Here is a 15,871-nt window from a genome sequence, read left to right on the forward strand (position 1 = left end):
GTTGACTTATCGTAGGGAGGAGACGGAGAAATCCGCTAGCCGACGGCTGCTTGCGCTAGACGTAAACCTCGCTCTTCATAAAGTTATCCACAGTGCGAATATTTTATAATTTCCTAAGCGACTAAAAAAGCACTTTCCTTTTGGAAAGTGCCTGATGGTTGAAGATCTTATTATGAAAGCATTAGATAATACTTAGCAACAATCTAACACTAACTGTCTTGAATGCTAATTTCAGTCCTATTTTAATCCCAACTGGGATACACACTCCACATGGCTTGTGTGCTGACGATAGAATAAAATATATTGAGATGCAAGATATTCACCTTTAAACCAAAAACAAAACCAGGCATTAGTGCTTCAACTAATGCCTCCTCCTCCGATTGAATATTCATTATGAATATTTACTTCTATAATATCTTTACCTCAATTACATCTTCAATGTCAATTTCTAAAACATTTGCAATCCTTTGCAAAATTGGGAAACTAAATCGTTGCTTTTTCTGTCCCTCCTCAATTGCATTTAAAACTTGTACCGATACCCCAGTTTCGTTTGCTAATCTTTCAATTGGTATTTCCTTTTCATTTCTAATTTGTTTCAACCTTTCACCAAAATCCCCCTGCATTAATTAAATTCCTCCCTAAAAATTTTTCTACAAACAAGAAACCTTATTGAAAATTTATATATTATATACTTTTACTTCCGCTTTAATCAATATAGGTAATAAAGGTTGAAGCAACTGAATTTTAAAAGATACTTTTTCCATCGACTATAGTCATCAAATTATTACCTTTTCCAATCTTTTATAAAAAAATTCAATCGTAATGAATATTTCTTCAAAATGAAATGAATATTAATCCCTAAAAAGAAAGAGGGGGATTAAAAATGCTATTTAGAAAATCGACTTTATTACATGGTCCAATTTTTAGACAAGTTTGTACAAAAGCATATGATAGGGGAGATATCCGTCTCCAATGCACTTATTGCAATCTTTTTAATGCAGAAAAGGAGGAAAATGAAAGACATATATGCAAATTATGTTTTGGTGATAAAACTTTTGAATATTTGACAGCAATGACAATAAAACACATGAAAATAAATAATTATGAGGCTCATTTCCAGTATTCATCAAAAGAATGTTTCTATAAAAGTTTACTTAATTTTGATTTCCGTCTTTGTCCTATACATTTTCACCAAACCTGTTTTTTCATAGAGATGCTTGAGGATTGGCATACTTTTGAAGATTTCAGTGGCTTAATAAAGGGTGCGATAAAGCTGAAATACGCCATGATGATTAAAGAACCTATATTTTATCTATATGAGGAGGATTTTGGAACACGTTTTGATAAAGAAGAAACTTGCATTCTTAATGCAACCAAGAAAGTTAAAGGCTTTTTTGAATTAGCCGAACAAATTGCTAACAGCAGTGGGGTACAGAGAGATAACCTATTGAATGATATTTACAAAATGTCTCCTTATTACCCGTTTCTAAAATTTTTAGATAAAGACGCTATATAAAAGAAATTCTGTCGATTTCTCATTAAAGGAAGTCCAACATAATCGGGGAATAAAGTATCAGCACTCCAACTATAATTATAAAAAATTTATTATAGCAAAGGAGTTGACTGGTTTGAATAAAGAAGAATTCTTAACTATGAATCCAGATTTACGTGTAAAAAAGATAAACAAAATGCTTGAAACAATGCAGTTACCTGACATCGCAAAATTACTCGATATGCCTTCGAGCAGCTTTTCTTCCGAAATGCAAAAAGGAGATTATGTGTTTATTAAAAGAGATAAAAAATATTTTAAGTTTTTGAGGGGGATAAATAGTCCAGAGAAAGAAATAAAAACTTCCGATTATAATGAGGAGCTTTTATTCATCAAAGAGAACTTTGACGTACTAAAAAAACTTTTATCGAATCAAGAAAATGGCATCAGGTTAATTCTTGATAAAAAGATATATGAAACTAAAGCCAAGTACGTAAATAAAAATATCAAGGTAAATGATTCTATCTATCAAGAGTTTACCTCGACATGCGAAAGGCAATTTCCACATTTAAAAATACAAGATTTAATCGCTCAAGCATTTGTTGATTTTATTTTAAAATATTCTTCTTAAGACAATAAATCTTGACTATTAATAAGAATTTCTAAAATGGTATAACATTTTAAATAGAAAACATCTCCGCAGCGGAGATGTTTTCTTAATGTCAGCGGGATTTCTTGTTGTGAGGTATGTTTGTCCCTTATAATAAACTTTAAATGACCAGAGCAATAAAAAGCACCCAAAGATTAATTTTGACCAACTATTTTTCCTTATCTGCAGAACAATATGGACATTGTTTCAGGAAACTTATTCTTGCTTACCAATTTAAATCATCATATTTCACTAATGTTTGAGAACAAAAGGTCACTTCGTAATCCTCAAATTCAACTACTTTCTTTTTATGTACTTCTCTAATTGAAGAAACTTTTAAAATATGTGTAGAAAGCAAGTCGCCTATTATGACAGGCATACCAACTTCCAATTCTTTGTTAGAACAAAATTGAATATACTTTCCAGTTGTGTCTCCTATGAAATAGTATTCAAAATTTTTATCCATGTGCGATTCAAAACGGTCAATAATCATGATTTTCCTCCCTTTTAATGATACAAACGGAACAAAAGAAGAAATCCTCAAGTGAAGAACTTTTTCTTTATCGTGTCATCGTTCCATTTCTTCCGTTCTAAGCCTTTTTAATAATTCAACTGCATCTAATGCTGATTCAAAAGATATCTCTAAAATAAGAGAAGCAAAATAAATATCATAAATTTCTGTCCCATCTTTTAGCAACGGTTCAATTTCCTCTTTATGTTGAAGAAGAACCAATTCTGCAATAGATAATCCTGTCCACAATGACACATAATGGTCTCTAATTTTATCCTCCAACATTCTCTTGGCGATTTCTCTTTGAGCTTCCTTATATCCTTTTTCATATTCCTTCATTTGAACCCTTCCTCCTTCGAAGTGTTTTTAACAATCAATTCCATAGTGGATACATTCCCCATCTGACTGATGTGATTTTCGCTTTTTAAAAACAAGTGGATAAGTTCCACGTAATCTCTAAGATTTTCTTCACTCATATATTGGATAGCATATGAGTGTTTTTTTAATACCTTTGCCATATAGCCATACCGTTCTTGCTGATTCAAACCTTCACTCATTGATTTTCCTCCATCTTTTCTTTAACCTCATAAACAAGTGATTTTGGAACTTCTAAGTATTTTGCTATGACATCGTCTTCAACATCGTCTTTTACCATGTTTCTAATTATCTTTTTAATCCTCGGACTATGGTCCAACCTAATTCTTTCGACTATTTCTTCACTCAATTTTGTTACTGATGCTACAAAACTTACTTTCATGTCTTCTGCTAACAGTTTGGTTGCAATTTCTTTTGTGCCTTTTGATAGCCAATAACCATATATTCTTCATTGCTTAATCTGTCACTCATTTTCGCACTTCCCTTTCCAACTTGGTTACTTGTTCCAGTGTAAGCCTGGTTGATTCTGCTACATCCTGAACAGACATAAATGGATATTTTCTTAATAGATTTGCTGCTATTGCTCTTTTCTCTCCATTGATTTGAGTTATTTTGTCTGAATCATAAGCCTCATGATTTTCAGTTTTGCATAGTTTTTTTTCTAAGAGTGATTCTACATTTATACAAGCATCATCAAATTCAATCTTTTTGTAGCTTTCGCCTCTCCAAAAATTGTGCTGTTCTTTTTCATTTCCATTGATGACAATATGGACATTTACCAACATTTCATAATAATACTTAACATTCATTTCAAATTCCCTATCCCACTTTTTTCCACATTTATTACATTCCCAGGTTTTTAAATAATCATTTTTAACCCAACCGATTAAATCATTCTTATCCGTTCCACAATAAGGACACTTTTTTGGAAAACTCATCTATATTCACCTCAATGAATCAACATAGTATTCAGATAACACATTTCTAAGTTCACTTAAGGACTTTTTTGGCAGTATAGAAACCAAAAATTCCATCCCAGTATTGGCTAATACCCCAAAAATTACTGATTTTTTCCCCAACTGACCACAAAAGTTCTCCTCTAACAATTTCAGTACGTTCTGGGAAGCCTTGGATTATGTTATAATCAATTTTCCGTCCTTTTACACGTGGAATAATTCCTTCATACTCCTATCCAGCTACCCTATTCATTTCTTCCAACTCCTCCTTTGTAAATTTAACCGCACTAATTCCCCCTGAATCCCTGCCTCTTTCCTAAAATTTATTAAAAGTACATTCTTAAACAAGAAAAGGCTTTGACTATAGTCGTTATTGTCGTTTTTTTTTAACAACACGAATAGTCAAAGCCTTTAAAGGTTATATATTTTTTAATTATTATACATTACCTCCTGCCTTTTCACTATACATAGTAAAATTTTTAATATTTTTATTATGGAGCAGGGTAAAGTAACGGTAACAATAAAGGGGTGTAAACTGATGGCAGATAATATGTCTAAAGAAAAAAGAAGCAAAACAATGAAATCCATCCGTTCCCAGTCAGAGCTGGAAAACCGCATAACAAAGGAGCTTTGGAGAAGAGGGTACAGATTTAGAAAAAATGTGAACTCCATGTTCGGCAAACCTGACATTTCTATACAGAAATATAAAATCGTTATATTTATTGACTCTTGCTTTTGGCATGCTTGCCCCCTTCACTGCAACCAACCTAAAAGCAATCAAGAATATTGGAAAAAAAAACTTCTACGCAACCAGCAACGTGATAAAGAGGTAAATGATTATTATAATAGTCATGGGTGGAATGTAAAAAGAATATGGGAGCATGAGATTAAAAAGGACTTTTATGGTGCTGTGGATGAAATAGCTGATTTCATAGAAATTATAAAAAAGAACTTTGTTAATCATCCTCGTTAATTTATGAACAATTTGGACACGTAAGAACCTTAGCATTTTCTATAGTTTTATTACCAATTTTCACAGTTTGGATACAATAAGCCAGTTCTGTCTTACATCTATAACATTTGTTGTGGAATGATTGATAATTTCGAGCATATTTCAATTGTAAAAGTCGTTCCCTTATCATAGAGTATCAACTCATTTTGGTTATACAAATCAACAATTATCAACAACATGTGGTAAAGTAAGAATTAGAAATATGGAGCATAAATTTCAAATGGTTTCAAATAGTTTCAAATAGTTGTTTTAAAATGAATTAAGAGTATCGGTTCGATAAAAACGGTTCCTATTCTACGAGGACCTATCTTTTCAGTTATTAGAGTAGATTGGTTTAGTGGGAGCGAGAGGGTATTAGATATCGAACAAGATGATGTGAAAAAGGGTTCTATTACGGTAAAAGTTCGAGTGGTAAGTTATCAGGGTCCACATAATCCTCCTTATATAGAAGAGATTATTACTTTCAGAATTAATAAATACATAATCAAACCCATTGATTACTACAATAGAATAATTCCAGAAAATGAGTGGAAGAACTTTAATATTCCTTGATTTTATCTTTTATTCAATTAATATGGTTAGGCTGTTAATTAAAAAGATTATCAGCCTTTTTGTTGTACTAAAAGGGAAGGTTAGGCGAAGAAGCTGAACAAACCTCATTCCATATACAAGTTAAGAGTATCATTCGCTATTCCTTCACCTAACGCTTGTATATATAAATGGTCAAGAAGGGAAGGTCGGTCAATAATCCAAGTTATAGAAAATTGATTATCCTTATCATCCTTTTTAATGTCATAGCCAATGAGTTTTCTTTTATTCCAGGTATGAGTACCTGTTGGTATTAACCAAAACAAGACGGTTTCGGTATTATCAGCTTTCACATTAAATGTTATCTTCTTTGTCCCTTTTGGTATTTGAACCCAAATTCCATCCTTTGGGTAATCAGTATAAAAGCTAATGATTTTAGGGGCTTGAGACATAACTTTTTGGTTATCAACAGGTTGAAACGCGGTGAAAAGACTTAGAATAAGAAACGATTTTAAAATTATCAATTGGACTCACCTCAAAAAGTAGTATTTACTATATAGGAATTGGGTATGTGCTTGTTCAACTAAAGGGGCAGGTTAGTGGAATAAGGAATCAACTTAGGGAACACTAAAATGAGGTGCTAACTAATGAAAAGATACATTATTTTTATAATGGTATATCTTCTTGTTATTGTCCCTGATAAAACAGAGGCAACAATTAAAGGATACGATATGGTTGCGAAGTCAGTTAAGGATGATATAAGTATGTATGCAAAAAAAATCGATGATTTATATTATAACTTCAAAATTGACTTTAAGGGAAGGACTTCCTCAAGACCTTTTTGGATGAACGTTACAAACCCAACATATGCCCCGCAAATATACTACAAAGACATCAACAAGGATGAAAAGAAAGAATTAATCATAATCCTGACGAAAGGTTATGGTACTGGTGTTTTAGATGAAGAAGTTTATGTATTTGAAACAGATTCTAATAGATTTGGCGAGGTACTTGTTGATAACCCCCTTGCAGTAGTATTGAAAAATGCGAAAACCAGTTTAACACCAACTGAAGCGAAAATAAGTATTGGAGACAAGAAATATGTTGTAGATATAAGTCCAGTCGGTATCAAGCCTGAGAATGTATTTAAAGATATATATTTTGGGGGCATTATTAAATATGAAGTAGTAAACAATCACCTTATCGTTAGGTTAACTGCACAAGTTTCTCCAGCACACTCTATTGGTGAAGTTATTATTACTTATGAATATCGAGACAAAATGTATCAAGCAAAATCAGTGGTCTTTCAGCCCTACAAATAAAGTTGTTTAATTCTTCTTAAACTACCATGAAAATAAGTTTCCTTTAAACATAAAAAAAGCAATTCTTAAGAAGACCCTGCTCAATTGCTAAAAAAAAAATGAGGAGGGCGTGACTGGATTAAGGTCCATATCAGTATTGACAGTACTTAACCATTTTCATTCTTTGTGGTGCAGCTCTGCTGCATGGGTGGCTAAAGGGGGCTTTAGTTCAATAACGAAAGTTAACCAATAATACCGTAAAAAGGAAAATCTATATTTACTTTTTTGCATTTTACGTTTTAGGACAATTAATAAATCTAATTTTATAAACAGCATTTTTGGTCAAGTATTTAAAATAGAGTTGAATCGTTTGCAAGTTTCTCCTTAAGGTAATATTATAAAAGGAGGTTAGTCTCGGAAACTTCTCTGTATTTTGGCAGGGAAGTTTTATTTTTTAAAATTACTTAAATTGGTGTTCTATCCCTTTTTATTGTAATCTAAGAGGCGACAGGGATATTGGATATTTTTTTATTCAATTTAACCAGCTTTATAATAGACTTTACGAGAACAACCAAGATGATGTCCTTTTTTCCTTTGTAGGTTTCCCATTCTTGAATTTGGTTACTTAACCTTTATTTAAATGTAATAATAGTTTAAAAATCCATTTGAGTAAAATAGATTAATGCAGTTTAAATAAAGAGTTGTAGGAAGTGTCTGAAAACAATTAAAAGAGCCTTGGCAGTAAAATCACTGGTCCAAGGCTGATTAAACACTATATTGTAAATTCGACCTGTTCTTCTTTAGGAGCTTTAACATTATTTTGCTCTTTGTTTTTCTGCTTCGTTTTTGAACCTCTTCTATTCTTTTTCGTTTTACCTGTTGTTAGCATTTCACTTAACTCTTCTTCCCATTTAGAAGACTCTGTTTCATATTCTATTCCAGCAAACGATTTTAAAATAGCCTCAATGATTACTTTTGCTCCCTCTGGCGGAACAGCCATCCCTACTTGCCTTCTAACACTCTCTTTGCCCCCAATAAATTTAAACCAATCTGGGAACGTCTGTAGCCTTGCTCGTTCACGACTTGTTAAAGCCCTTGGCTCATTGTAATGATACATATGAGTACCACCGCCACCACTTCCAGTTACAGTATAGGCTGGTGTATTAGGGTCTAATCTCTTATAGATATTAGACATCCTTGCACCCTTCACATTCAACCTTAAATGTTCAGGAATACCTACATACCATGCGTTTTCCCCTGGAGGTATATGCTCCAACATTTCTATTACCTTACTTTGATGCTTTGTTGGTTCATGATTAAAAGCATCTTCTGGAATCAGTGGTTCTTCCAACGCTTGACGGGAAGTTTTCCAAGTCGAGGAATCTTTTAACGGTGCTTTCGGCACTTTAAATGTCCATCCATAATCTTTTCGGATTCCCACTATTATTATTCGATGTCTTGCCTGTGGAACGCCATATTCTTCAAATTTATACTTATGCGGTGTTATATTATATCCAGCCTGTTCCATCTCCTGAAGAATTTTAATAAATGCTTGTCCTTCATTGGCACTTTCCAACCCACCAACATTTTCTGCAATAAACCATTTGGGCTGGTGGTAATTTAGAATTTTGACTCCATATGAATATAAAGGTCCATACTCCCCTTCTAACCCTTTAGATTCCCCTACTATGCTATAGTCGTTACAAGGAAAGCCAAAAGCCAGGCAATCAAAATCGGGTAGTTTCGTAATGTCTAACTTTCGGACATCTTCATATATTACAGTTTCGGGCTTATCGGGGCATATATTATGGCGGAATGTTTCGCAAGTTGATTCATCATAGTCATTAGCCCAAGCATGTTCAACTTCAAACATTTCCCCGTCTTTTTCAACTTTAGCCATTTTTGCTCCAAGCGTTAAACCGCCAGGACCACAAAATAACTCTCCTTTTTTAAAAATCATCTATGACAACTCCAATTGTTCGTTCTTTGTTCGATAGGTTAAATTATACACCACAAATAGTTTTATATAAATAATCAAGTTTTGCCTAAAAAAAGACCCTTTATAAGAAGTCTTATAAAGAGTCTATATCAGTCATTGTAATAACGGTATTGGAGCTGAACATATTTCTTAGTGACTCATGGCTAATTGGATTTACTTGATAACGCTGAAGTAGTCTAATTACATTACGTGCAGTAATAACACTGCCATTTACATGTGTACGGTCAGCTATATTTTGAACTTGAGAAGCAATATTGCTGCCGAAACCGTCAGCAATATACATAAAAAATTCCAAATTGCCATTTTGATTTTGATATGTTGGAATATAGTTATTTATCATTCTATTTCTATGGTCATTATTAATCGTATAGCTTCTATATGCCTTTGTATCTATAATTCCAGAGTAGTTTTGTGGAGATTCTACAAATATATCAGGATGCAAGGCATGACTGCCTACATGTTCTGCTTGAAATCCAAGTTGTTCAAAAACGCCACGAGTAGCGAATTCAAATTCTGTTGCAAGTTCCGTTCCACTAATCGCCATGTTTAAATAACTCGCCTCAAATTGGCCAAACGTATCAGGGCGGAATCCATCCAATGCGTCTTCTACTTGACGGACTGTATAGCCAGTTGAATCAGCAATTTCCCTAACTAATGATGCTGTAAAATTACTAATAGGTCTTGTCCCTGCAATATGAAGCAAATCACTTCTAATTCTTCTTTCCCGATACAAATTATCTGTAACCGTTTGCCCTCCAAAATTGCGATTGTCTCTGTTTTGACCTGGGGCTAAACCAAATCCCCTTTGGAAATTTTCAATTCCATAAGGGCGATTAGTGTCAAGCGGTCTTAAACTTGTACCATCATTAAGGATTAAGTCTACTTCATTTATTCTTTCCTGCAATATATAAATGCTTCCATTGGAGTTTCTTCCAATAAGTTGGGTGTACTCCAAATAGTTTATAAAAGTATTTGCAATATCCTCCAAATAAGATATTGTTTGTTCTCTTGACCGCATTCCTGTTGTACTGCTCTGATACCGTTCTTCAAAATTCGATGGCAATACTGTATCCCCATGTGAGCGATAGCTGATTATCCTTTGAACTACATGTTCAAAACAAATTGGTGATTCATTCTCCCCTTCGGTAATTACAAAACGACCAATTTCTTCCTTCGATAAGGTCTGAACTCGATTATCAGCAAGTAATCTCAACAGAAATCGAAAGGGTCTTACTTGGAAACGATAATGGATATTCACTCTGTTTCTTATCGAATAAGGCGAAGGATACTGCAGTTTCATTAACTGGTTCGTAACAATAGGAACAGGAGGCTGTCCAGACAATAACGCTTCCCCTGCTAATGTTGTTCGGACAGTATCCGTATTTGTTTCCTTATAAATGAGACCCAAATTATATAGCCAAGATTCGTATGTTCTTGCCCCTCCTGCCCGTCTATCACGCCTTTGTCCAGGTCTTTTTAACCCATATCGTTCTAATTCCGCTTCAAAATCCAGTTGACGGTTTAGATTGCTTCTCCAATTATCTCCTAATGTTTGCAATGTAAAAACCGACAAAATATCGACAACTGGATACAATTTCCTCTTATTTCGTGGAACTTGCCAATTGTTAATCATAACGATAATTCCCCCACAAGATGTCTAAATTCAATACACAAATACTATAGTCAATATTATAGCAACTATCTGCCAATATAAGTATATCGAATCAAGATTATTTGCCCATAAAAGGATTTTTAATCCACTTCTCCTTCCCAAGTTGTTCCGCATCATGCTTCGCAATTGAAATTGGATTGATATTTAGGTCTTCCAATATTTTTGTATATTTATCAATTTTATACTTGCTGTATTTTTCCTTTTCCTTTCCATTGCAATCCACTTTCAATCCTTTTAATCTATCAAAACCATGACGTGATACATCACATAAAAATTCTCTCAATTTACTCTTATCCCTTTCTTTGATATTACTTTCACCTATGATTTTTTCCGATAGACTAATAGGGTAGTAATTCCCTTTAAAGAAAATTGGGCATATGTTTTTCGTCATATACTTAGTCCAAAATTCATCTGTCAAGTAATTTTCTAATCGCTTGTCCAGTCCATACGTTCTTTTCATGTAATTCAGGTGTCTGTTCTGCAAACTCACTTCAAACCTCAAAACGTCTTTCTCATATTCTTGAATTTTTTCACCCTTTTTTTCACGCTCTGTTTCTTTATCGTAAATCATGACTTTCATCGATTTTGAATTAAAATATATCGTAGATTTATAATGGTCATTTTTTTTCTTAAATCCGTACTTTTCTACCGTCTTTTTATAGATTTTCAGCAAAAAGTCCCGATGTTTTTTATTCGGAACTGCTGCATCAAATCGGAAATCCAATCGCAATAACATCAATTCTTTATCATTATTGTCAAATATATAGTAGAGGTATTCATCAAGGCTCTTTTGAATTTTTGTAATGTCCTTTTCTTGTATATCCGCTTTACCTATCAATTTTATAAAGTCAACATAAACATCCATTCGCCATATTGCAAATAGCTTTTTGAAGGAAGTTGATATGCCATTAAAATTTTTATCTATCACATTTCCAATTAAGGTTATTTTTTCTTTAAACTTCCTGCATAGTAGTCCTATTTCATCTTCCTGCAATAATACTTGAAACTTTGCTGTATGTATCAAAATATAACCTTCTTTCTTTATTATTTGTTTATTCTTCCTTTATCTTCGTATCGGGGAAATAACAATTCCTTTATTATCAAGTGTTTAGGATACTTTCTTCTGTGTATTTTTTTCCCGAACCGAACATATTTATTGTTACCGTCAAAACCATTAAAGGTTTGTATTGATATAATAGAGCCAATCAAAATCAAAAAAAATAGATTATGTGTCTGACCACGTTCAAGCTATTGAAACTGACGCAATAAAAAAAAGCCCTTCAGTACCAGCTGAAGAGCTTGTATCTTACTTACGGTTTATGATTAATAACTTTTATAACTTTAATCTGGAAGGGTGGGTGGTACGTATAAGAATCCCATTCGCTTGTGCAGCTGAAAAGGGAGGAATCCAGAAAATCTCGTTGTTCCTTACGAATGTGATAGTTACTTTTCACTTACCATTCTTTAGCACCTTTTCCAAATACGGTTTCATATCCATATAAATGTCATATAAATCATCATCTTCTTGTATTTCGTAGCATTTATTCAGCAAATCCTCTAACGTACGTATTTGTGCTCTGCTAACAAAATCAGGTAAGGATACTATTTCTCCTTTAACTATAAAATTCATATCACTTACCCCTATTCCATTAGCTTCATAATAAAGATTAAGAAAGGATTCATTTAAGATTGGTGTTTGCAAAATATTCACCCACTGGTTTCCCCGAATTGTAATCACCAAATACATTTCTACATTTTGATTCTTCTGTTCCTGAAGAGAAAAAATCTTCGTGAAAATTTCAGATAACAAAGTGCCATCTAAAACTTTATTGCTTGTAAAATTTACGATATTGCCCACTATATCTTGAATCAATTCTTTTTCTTCCCTTGGCACACTTCTTTCAAATGAATCTTCAATTATTTCATCCATACTTTCGTCAAGGCTGAATACTTCAATTAAAGACTGCATTTCCAAATGCAATTCTTTCGCCAACTTCATAACAGTTGAAAAAGAAGGATTCGTAGTTTGCCCCTTCTCAATCTTACTTATATAACCTGCATCTACCCCTACTCGCTTGGCTAACTCCCTAACACTCAATTGCATTACATTTCTTTTTGTATTCACTAACCACCCAAAAGAACTCTCCAACTCGAATACCTCCAAGTACAATTTTTCAGTCAAAAAAATTCATTTATTGACTATAAGCTACATTTATTATATATTTTATGTAGCGAATACGCAAATATTATAATAGAAAAGGTGGGATTAACTATGGCGGAGTGGTACTAACCCTTCGGGAAGGATGCTATAGTTTATGTCAAGTGTTGTAGAAAACCAAACAGTACAACATAACAACGGAAAAGAATTAAAGGTTGAACGTATTTTTAATGGTGAAAGTAAAATCAGTTTTGAAGAAATTATTCTCTCTTTGGTTGACAAGAAGATTGACAGATTAGTAGACGATTATTACCATCAGAATAAGGTGAATATTGCATCTCATGAAGAAAGGAATGTATCAGCATGAGATGTGCAGTCTATATTCGTGTATCAACTAATAAAGAAGAACAAAAAACGTCATTAGTTTCTCAAAGAGAGCTTTTTATTCAGTATGTTGGTGAACGTGAATGGGACATCTACGACTTTTATGTAGATGTTGATTCAGGAACAATTTCCAAAAGAAGTTCATTACAAAGATTAATAAAGGATGCAGAAGAAAAGAAATTTGATGTCATTCTTGCTAAAGAACTATCACGTCTTGCACGTAATGGGGGACTTTCCTATCAAATTCGTGATATAGCACAAGCCAATAATATTCACATAATTACGTTGGATAACGCAATTGATACTACCATAGGAAATATGGACAAGTTTGGATTATATGCTTGGCTATATGAGGAGGAATCCCAAAGAACGAGCATTCGTGTTAAACGTGCTCTTAATACCAAGGCACAAAGAGGGGAATTCAAAGGCTCTATCCCTCCTCTTGGTTATGAAGTCAAAGATGGAAAACTATATGTTCGCAAAGATGCTACATCTGATATAATAAGAAGAATTTTCAGGGATTATTTGGCTGGAAAGGGTTTTGACCGAATTGCAAGAGAATTATTTGAAGAAGGCATCCCTACTCCTTCGCAAATCGCTGGAAAATCTAACTGTGGAGACAAATGGCATGGGTCAACTGTAAGAAAAATACTTGAAAACCCTCATTATGCTGGGGATTTAGTTCAAGGTCGTTCAACAACTAAAAGTGTTACAGTTAAAAGTCGAAAATATAATAACCCTAATGATTTTATTGTTGTCCCTAATTCACACGAAGCAATTGTCTCTAAAAAGGATTTTGAGACAGTTCAACAGCTTATTAATAGCAGGAAACGGACAAGACCTCAAGCAGAACTTCATCTCTTTACTAATACAGCTTACTGTGCTGATTGTGGAAGAGGAATGCACTTCAAGAAGAATTGTAAAGGCTATGTATGCGGTAACTACAATAAACATGGTATAACCGCATGTAATGACCATTTAACAAGAGAATCTGACTTGATTTTAGCCATTTTAAATGATATTCAGACCCTTGCTTCCAATTTAAACAACGAAAAGATTTTTGCAAAATTGGAAGCACAGCTTAATAAACAAAAGCAATACAATGAACAAGAGATTAAAAATCTTGATAAGAAATTAGAGAAGCTCAAAAATAGAAAGAGAAAAGCCCAAGATGAATACTATGATGAAGAAATATCAAAAAAAGAGTACAATGAATACATCAATTCAGTAAATCTTGAAATTAATGATATTCTAAAGTCTAAACAAGCTCTGGAAGAATCTATAAAAAGCCAAGATGACATGTTAGCCTTTACAGAACTAAAGGAAAACCTTGAACAGTTCTTATCGTTTAAAAAGCTAACCCCTGAAATGCTTCACACTTTAATTGACCGTATTGAAATAAAAGCAGACGGAAGTCCGAGAATCTTTTACCGATTCTCGAACCCTTCTGCTTATTCTTTAATCCTCTCCATCAACGCACAGCACTCTACATGAGCTGTCTGCGGAAACATATCTACCGGCTGCAAGTACTCCACTTTATACTTCGAACTCAACACTTGCAAGTCCTTAGCTAATGTTGAAGGGTTACAGGAAACGTAAATGAATTTCTTCGGCTTCACTTTCAAAATCGTTTCCAAAAACTTTGAGTCGCACCCTGTTCTTGGTGGATCAACGACTACGACATCCGGCCTCCATCCTTCTTTCACCCATTTAGGCATGAGCTCTTCTGCTTTTCCAGTAAAGTATTTTGTATTATTCAAACTGTGTTTTTCTGCATTTTTCTTTGCGTCTTCGATACCTTCAGGAATGACATCCATACCACGTATTTCTTCTGCACCATCTGCCAGCCAAAGTCCGATCGTGCCGACTCCACAATACGCATCGACAATTTTTTCTTTTCCTGTTAATTCTGCTGCTTTTTTTACTTCATCGTAGAGTTTAACCGTTTGGACAGGGTTGAGCTGAAAAAATGCTCGTGCGGAAAGTTCGTATGTGAACTCTTCAAGTCGTTCTTCTATTATTTTTTCACCGGAAAGGTGAATGGTTTCATCTCCTAAAACAACAGATGTCCGTTTGGGATTGATGTTTTGCATGACGGAAACCACTTCTGGTAATCGTTTTTTAATTTCTGATATAATTGCTTCTTTACTCGGCAATTCTTTTTTCGCGGTAACAAGCATGACTTGTACTTGCCCTGTTTCTATTCCAACTCGGGTTACAATGGTTCGAACTATGCCTTTTCTTGTTTTTTCGTTATAGATGGGCACATGAAAGTCAGCAAGAATTTGTTTGACGACATTGGTTACTTTATTGGTTACAGGCTGCTGGACGATGCATTCCGGGATGTTGATTAGTCGATGGGAATCGATGCTGTACATCCCTGCAATCACTTTTCCATGATCCGTTCCAAGCTGAAATTGGCTTTTATTTCGGTAATGCCACGGGTTGTCCATTCCAATCGTTGGACGAATGTCCATTTCATCAATATTAAAACGTGTATGACGTTCCAATGCTTGGATAAGAATGTCACGTTTTTCCTTGAGCTGCTGCCCATATTCTAAATGCTGGAGCTGGCATCCACCACATTGCTCATAAACGATGCATGGAGCTTTCACCCTGTGTTCCGAACGTTTGCGAACCTTTTTGACGATCGCTTCAGCATATTTCGGATGGGCTTTTGTAACTTCTACAACAACTTCTTCACCAGGTAAAGCCCCGGGTACAAAAACAACTTGCTTTTTAAAATAACCGACACCTTCCCCGTTAATTCCTAGTCTTTTAATTGTTAGGGGAAATTGCTGTTTTTCTTTTACTAAAAGATTTTTTTCATTTTTCAA

19 protein-coding genes are annotated in these 15,871 nt (G+C 34.0%); 7 read left to right on the forward strand and 12 right to left on the reverse strand.

Annotation, left to right across the window (positions count from 1 at the left end; translation table 11 throughout):
- Positions 1-407: 407 nt before the first annotated feature.
- A complete protein-coding gene (locus ACQKP0_RS00520) occupies positions 408-623 on the reverse strand; it encodes a helix-turn-helix domain-containing protein (RefSeq protein ID WP_427403854.1) in 216 nt (71 codons plus the stop codon).
- A gap of 260 nt (positions 624-883) precedes the next feature.
- Between ACQKP0_RS00520 and ACQKP0_RS00525 the strand changes: the two genes are divergently transcribed.
- Together ACQKP0_RS00525 and ACQKP0_RS00530 are read left to right on the forward strand one after the other, a co-directional pair.
- Positions 884-1,516, forward strand: coding sequence for a hypothetical protein (locus tag ACQKP0_RS00525; protein WP_427403855.1), 633 nt, complete (start codon positions 884-886; stop codon positions 1,514-1,516).
- Between the two features lie 112 nt (positions 1,517-1,628).
- Entirely contained in the window at positions 1,629-2,120 is a 492-nt protein-coding gene (locus ACQKP0_RS00530; protein ID WP_427403856.1) for a hypothetical protein, read from the forward strand.
- A 244-nt stretch (positions 2,121-2,364) separates the two neighbouring features.
- Here ACQKP0_RS00530 and ACQKP0_RS00535 read toward each other — a convergent pair whose 3' ends face one another.
- The 5 genes from ACQKP0_RS00535 to ACQKP0_RS00555 all read right to left on the reverse strand — a co-directional run bounded on the left by ACQKP0_RS00535 (position 2,365) and on the right by ACQKP0_RS00555 (position 3,962).
- Positions 2,365-2,631 carry a hypothetical protein gene (locus ACQKP0_RS00535; protein WP_427403857.1) on the reverse strand — a complete coding sequence of 89 codons (267 nt, stop codon included), beginning with the start codon at positions 2,629-2,631 and terminating at the stop codon, positions 2,365-2,367.
- A gap of 75 nt (positions 2,632-2,706) precedes the next feature.
- Complete coding sequence (locus ACQKP0_RS00540) at positions 2,707-2,988, reverse strand: hypothetical protein (RefSeq protein ID WP_427403858.1); 282 nt, start codon at positions 2,986-2,988, stop codon at positions 2,707-2,709.
- Positions 2,985-3,206, reverse strand: a complete 222-nt coding sequence (locus tag ACQKP0_RS00545) for a hypothetical protein (RefSeq protein ID WP_427403859.1) — start codon at positions 3,204-3,206, stop codon at positions 2,985-2,987. The genes ACQKP0_RS00540 and ACQKP0_RS00545 overlap by 4 nt, the downstream gene beginning before the upstream one ends.
- Positions 3,203-3,406, reverse strand: a complete 204-nt coding sequence (locus ACQKP0_RS00550) for a hypothetical protein (protein WP_427403860.1) — start codon at positions 3,404-3,406, stop codon at positions 3,203-3,205. The genes ACQKP0_RS00545 and ACQKP0_RS00550 overlap by 4 nt, the downstream gene beginning before the upstream one ends.
- A gap of 85 nt (positions 3,407-3,491) precedes the next feature.
- On the reverse strand, positions 3,492-3,962 hold the full coding sequence (locus ACQKP0_RS00555; protein ID WP_427403861.1) for a hypothetical protein: 471 nt from the start codon (positions 3,960-3,962) through the stop codon (positions 3,492-3,494).
- Positions 3,963-4,518: 556 nt separating this feature from the next.
- On the opposite strand from ACQKP0_RS00555, the gene ACQKP0_RS00560 reads away from it, so the two are divergent.
- A complete protein-coding gene (locus ACQKP0_RS00560; RefSeq protein WP_427403862.1) occupies positions 4,519-4,953 on the forward strand; it encodes a very short patch repair endonuclease in 435 nt (144 codons plus the stop codon).
- 357 nt (positions 4,954-5,310) lie between these two features.
- Complete coding sequence (locus ACQKP0_RS00565; protein WP_427404158.1) at positions 5,311-5,544, forward strand: DUF3888 domain-containing protein; 234 nt, start codon at positions 5,311-5,313, stop codon at positions 5,542-5,544.
- A gap of 104 nt (positions 5,545-5,648) precedes the next feature.
- Here ACQKP0_RS00565 and ACQKP0_RS00570 read toward each other — a convergent pair whose 3' ends face one another.
- On the reverse strand, positions 5,649-6,044 hold the full coding sequence (locus ACQKP0_RS00570) for a hypothetical protein (RefSeq protein ID WP_427403863.1): 396 nt from the start codon (positions 6,042-6,044) through the stop codon (positions 5,649-5,651).
- A 123-nt stretch (positions 6,045-6,167) separates the two neighbouring features.
- Between ACQKP0_RS00570 and ACQKP0_RS00575 the strand changes: the two genes are divergently transcribed.
- The gene (locus ACQKP0_RS00575) at positions 6,168-6,842 is read left to right on the forward strand and encodes a hypothetical protein (RefSeq protein ID WP_427403864.1); all 675 of its coding nucleotides are present in this window, start codon (positions 6,168-6,170) and stop codon (positions 6,840-6,842) included.
- A gap of 751 nt (positions 6,843-7,593) precedes the next feature.
- Here the strand turns inward: ACQKP0_RS00575 and ACQKP0_RS00580 are convergent.
- The 4 genes from ACQKP0_RS00580 to ACQKP0_RS00595 all read right to left on the reverse strand — a co-directional run bounded on the left by ACQKP0_RS00580 (position 7,594) and on the right by ACQKP0_RS00595 (position 12,641).
- Complete coding sequence (locus ACQKP0_RS00580) at positions 7,594-8,781, reverse strand: DNA cytosine methyltransferase (RefSeq protein WP_427403865.1); 1,188 nt, start codon at positions 8,779-8,781, stop codon at positions 7,594-7,596.
- A gap of 112 nt (positions 8,782-8,893) precedes the next feature.
- The gene (locus tag ACQKP0_RS00585; protein WP_427403866.1) at positions 8,894-10,453 is read right to left on the reverse strand and encodes an AlwI family type II restriction endonuclease; all 1,560 of its coding nucleotides are present in this window, start codon (positions 10,451-10,453) and stop codon (positions 8,894-8,896) included.
- A 97-nt stretch (positions 10,454-10,550) separates the two neighbouring features.
- Entirely contained in the window at positions 10,551-11,516 is a 966-nt protein-coding gene (locus ACQKP0_RS00590) for a phage/plasmid replication domain-containing protein (protein WP_427403867.1), read from the reverse strand.
- Positions 11,517-11,942: 426 nt separating this feature from the next.
- The gene (locus ACQKP0_RS00595; protein ID WP_427403868.1) at positions 11,943-12,641 is read right to left on the reverse strand and encodes a helix-turn-helix domain-containing protein; all 699 of its coding nucleotides are present in this window, start codon (positions 12,639-12,641) and stop codon (positions 11,943-11,945) included.
- A gap of 166 nt (positions 12,642-12,807) precedes the next feature.
- On the opposite strand from ACQKP0_RS00595, the gene ACQKP0_RS00600 reads away from it, so the two are divergent.
- The gene (locus ACQKP0_RS00600) at positions 12,808-13,017 is read left to right on the forward strand and encodes a hypothetical protein (RefSeq protein ID WP_427403869.1); all 210 of its coding nucleotides are present in this window, start codon (positions 12,808-12,810) and stop codon (positions 13,015-13,017) included.
- Positions 13,014-14,528 carry a recombinase family protein gene (locus tag ACQKP0_RS00605; protein WP_427403870.1) on the forward strand — a complete coding sequence of 505 codons (1,515 nt, stop codon included), beginning with the start codon at positions 13,014-13,016 and terminating at the stop codon, positions 14,526-14,528. Before ACQKP0_RS00600 ends, ACQKP0_RS00605 begins: the two co-directional genes overlap by 4 nt.
- Here ACQKP0_RS00605 and rlmD read toward each other — a convergent pair.
- The gene (gene rlmD / locus ACQKP0_RS00610) at positions 14,486-15,871 is read right to left on the reverse strand and encodes a 23S rRNA (uracil(1939)-C(5))-methyltransferase RlmD (protein WP_427403871.1); all 1,386 of its coding nucleotides are present in this window, start codon (positions 15,869-15,871) and stop codon (positions 14,486-14,488) included. The two genes, ACQKP0_RS00605 and rlmD, sit on opposite strands and share 43 nt — an antisense overlap.

This window comes from Heyndrickxia sp. NPDC080065 (assembly GCF_050281185.1).
Taxonomy (GTDB): domain Bacteria; phylum Bacillota; class Bacilli; order Bacillales; family Bacillaceae_C; genus Heyndrickxia.

What these genes read in the sequence shown, in the direction of transcription:
- ACQKP0_RS00520 (WP_427403854.1), bottom strand. Translation starts at nt 623, where the DNA reads ATGCAGGGGGATTTTGGTGAAAGGTTGAAACAAATTAGAAATGAAAAG.
- ACQKP0_RS00525 (WP_427403855.1), top strand. Translation starts at nt 884, where the DNA reads ATGCTATTTAGAAAATCGACTTTATTACATGGTCCAATTTTTAGACAA.
- ACQKP0_RS00535 (WP_427403857.1), bottom strand. Translation starts at nt 2,631, where the DNA reads ATGATTATTGACCGTTTTGAATCGCACATGGATAAAAATTTTGAATAC.
- ACQKP0_RS00540 (WP_427403858.1), bottom strand. Translation starts at nt 2,988, where the DNA reads ATGAAGGAATATGAAAAAGGATATAAGGAAGCTCAAAGAGAAATCGCC.
- ACQKP0_RS00545 (WP_427403859.1), bottom strand. Translation starts at nt 3,206, where the DNA reads ATGAGTGAAGGTTTGAATCAGCAAGAACGGTATGGCTATATGGCAAAG.
- ACQKP0_RS00550 (WP_427403860.1), bottom strand. Translation starts at nt 3,406, where the DNA reads ATGAAAGTAAGTTTTGTAGCATCAGTAACAAAATTGAGTGAAGAAATA.
- ACQKP0_RS00555 (WP_427403861.1), bottom strand. Translation starts at nt 3,962, where the DNA reads ATGAGTTTTCCAAAAAAGTGTCCTTATTGTGGAACGGATAAGAATGAT.
- ACQKP0_RS00560 (WP_427403862.1), top strand. Translation starts at nt 4,519, where the DNA reads ATGGCAGATAATATGTCTAAAGAAAAAAGAAGCAAAACAATGAAATCC.
- ACQKP0_RS00575 (WP_427403864.1), top strand. Translation starts at nt 6,168, where the DNA reads ATGAAAAGATACATTATTTTTATAATGGTATATCTTCTTGTTATTGTC.
- ACQKP0_RS00580 (WP_427403865.1), bottom strand. Translation starts at nt 8,781, where the DNA reads ATGATTTTTAAAAAAGGAGAGTTATTTTGTGGTCCTGGCGGTTTAACG.
- ACQKP0_RS00585 (WP_427403866.1), bottom strand. Translation starts at nt 10,453, where the DNA reads ATGATTAACAATTGGCAAGTTCCACGAAATAAGAGGAAATTGTATCCA.
- ACQKP0_RS00600 (WP_427403869.1), top strand. Translation starts at nt 12,808, where the DNA reads ATGTCAAGTGTTGTAGAAAACCAAACAGTACAACATAACAACGGAAAA.
- ACQKP0_RS00605 (WP_427403870.1), top strand. Translation starts at nt 13,014, where the DNA reads ATGAGATGTGCAGTCTATATTCGTGTATCAACTAATAAAGAAGAACAA.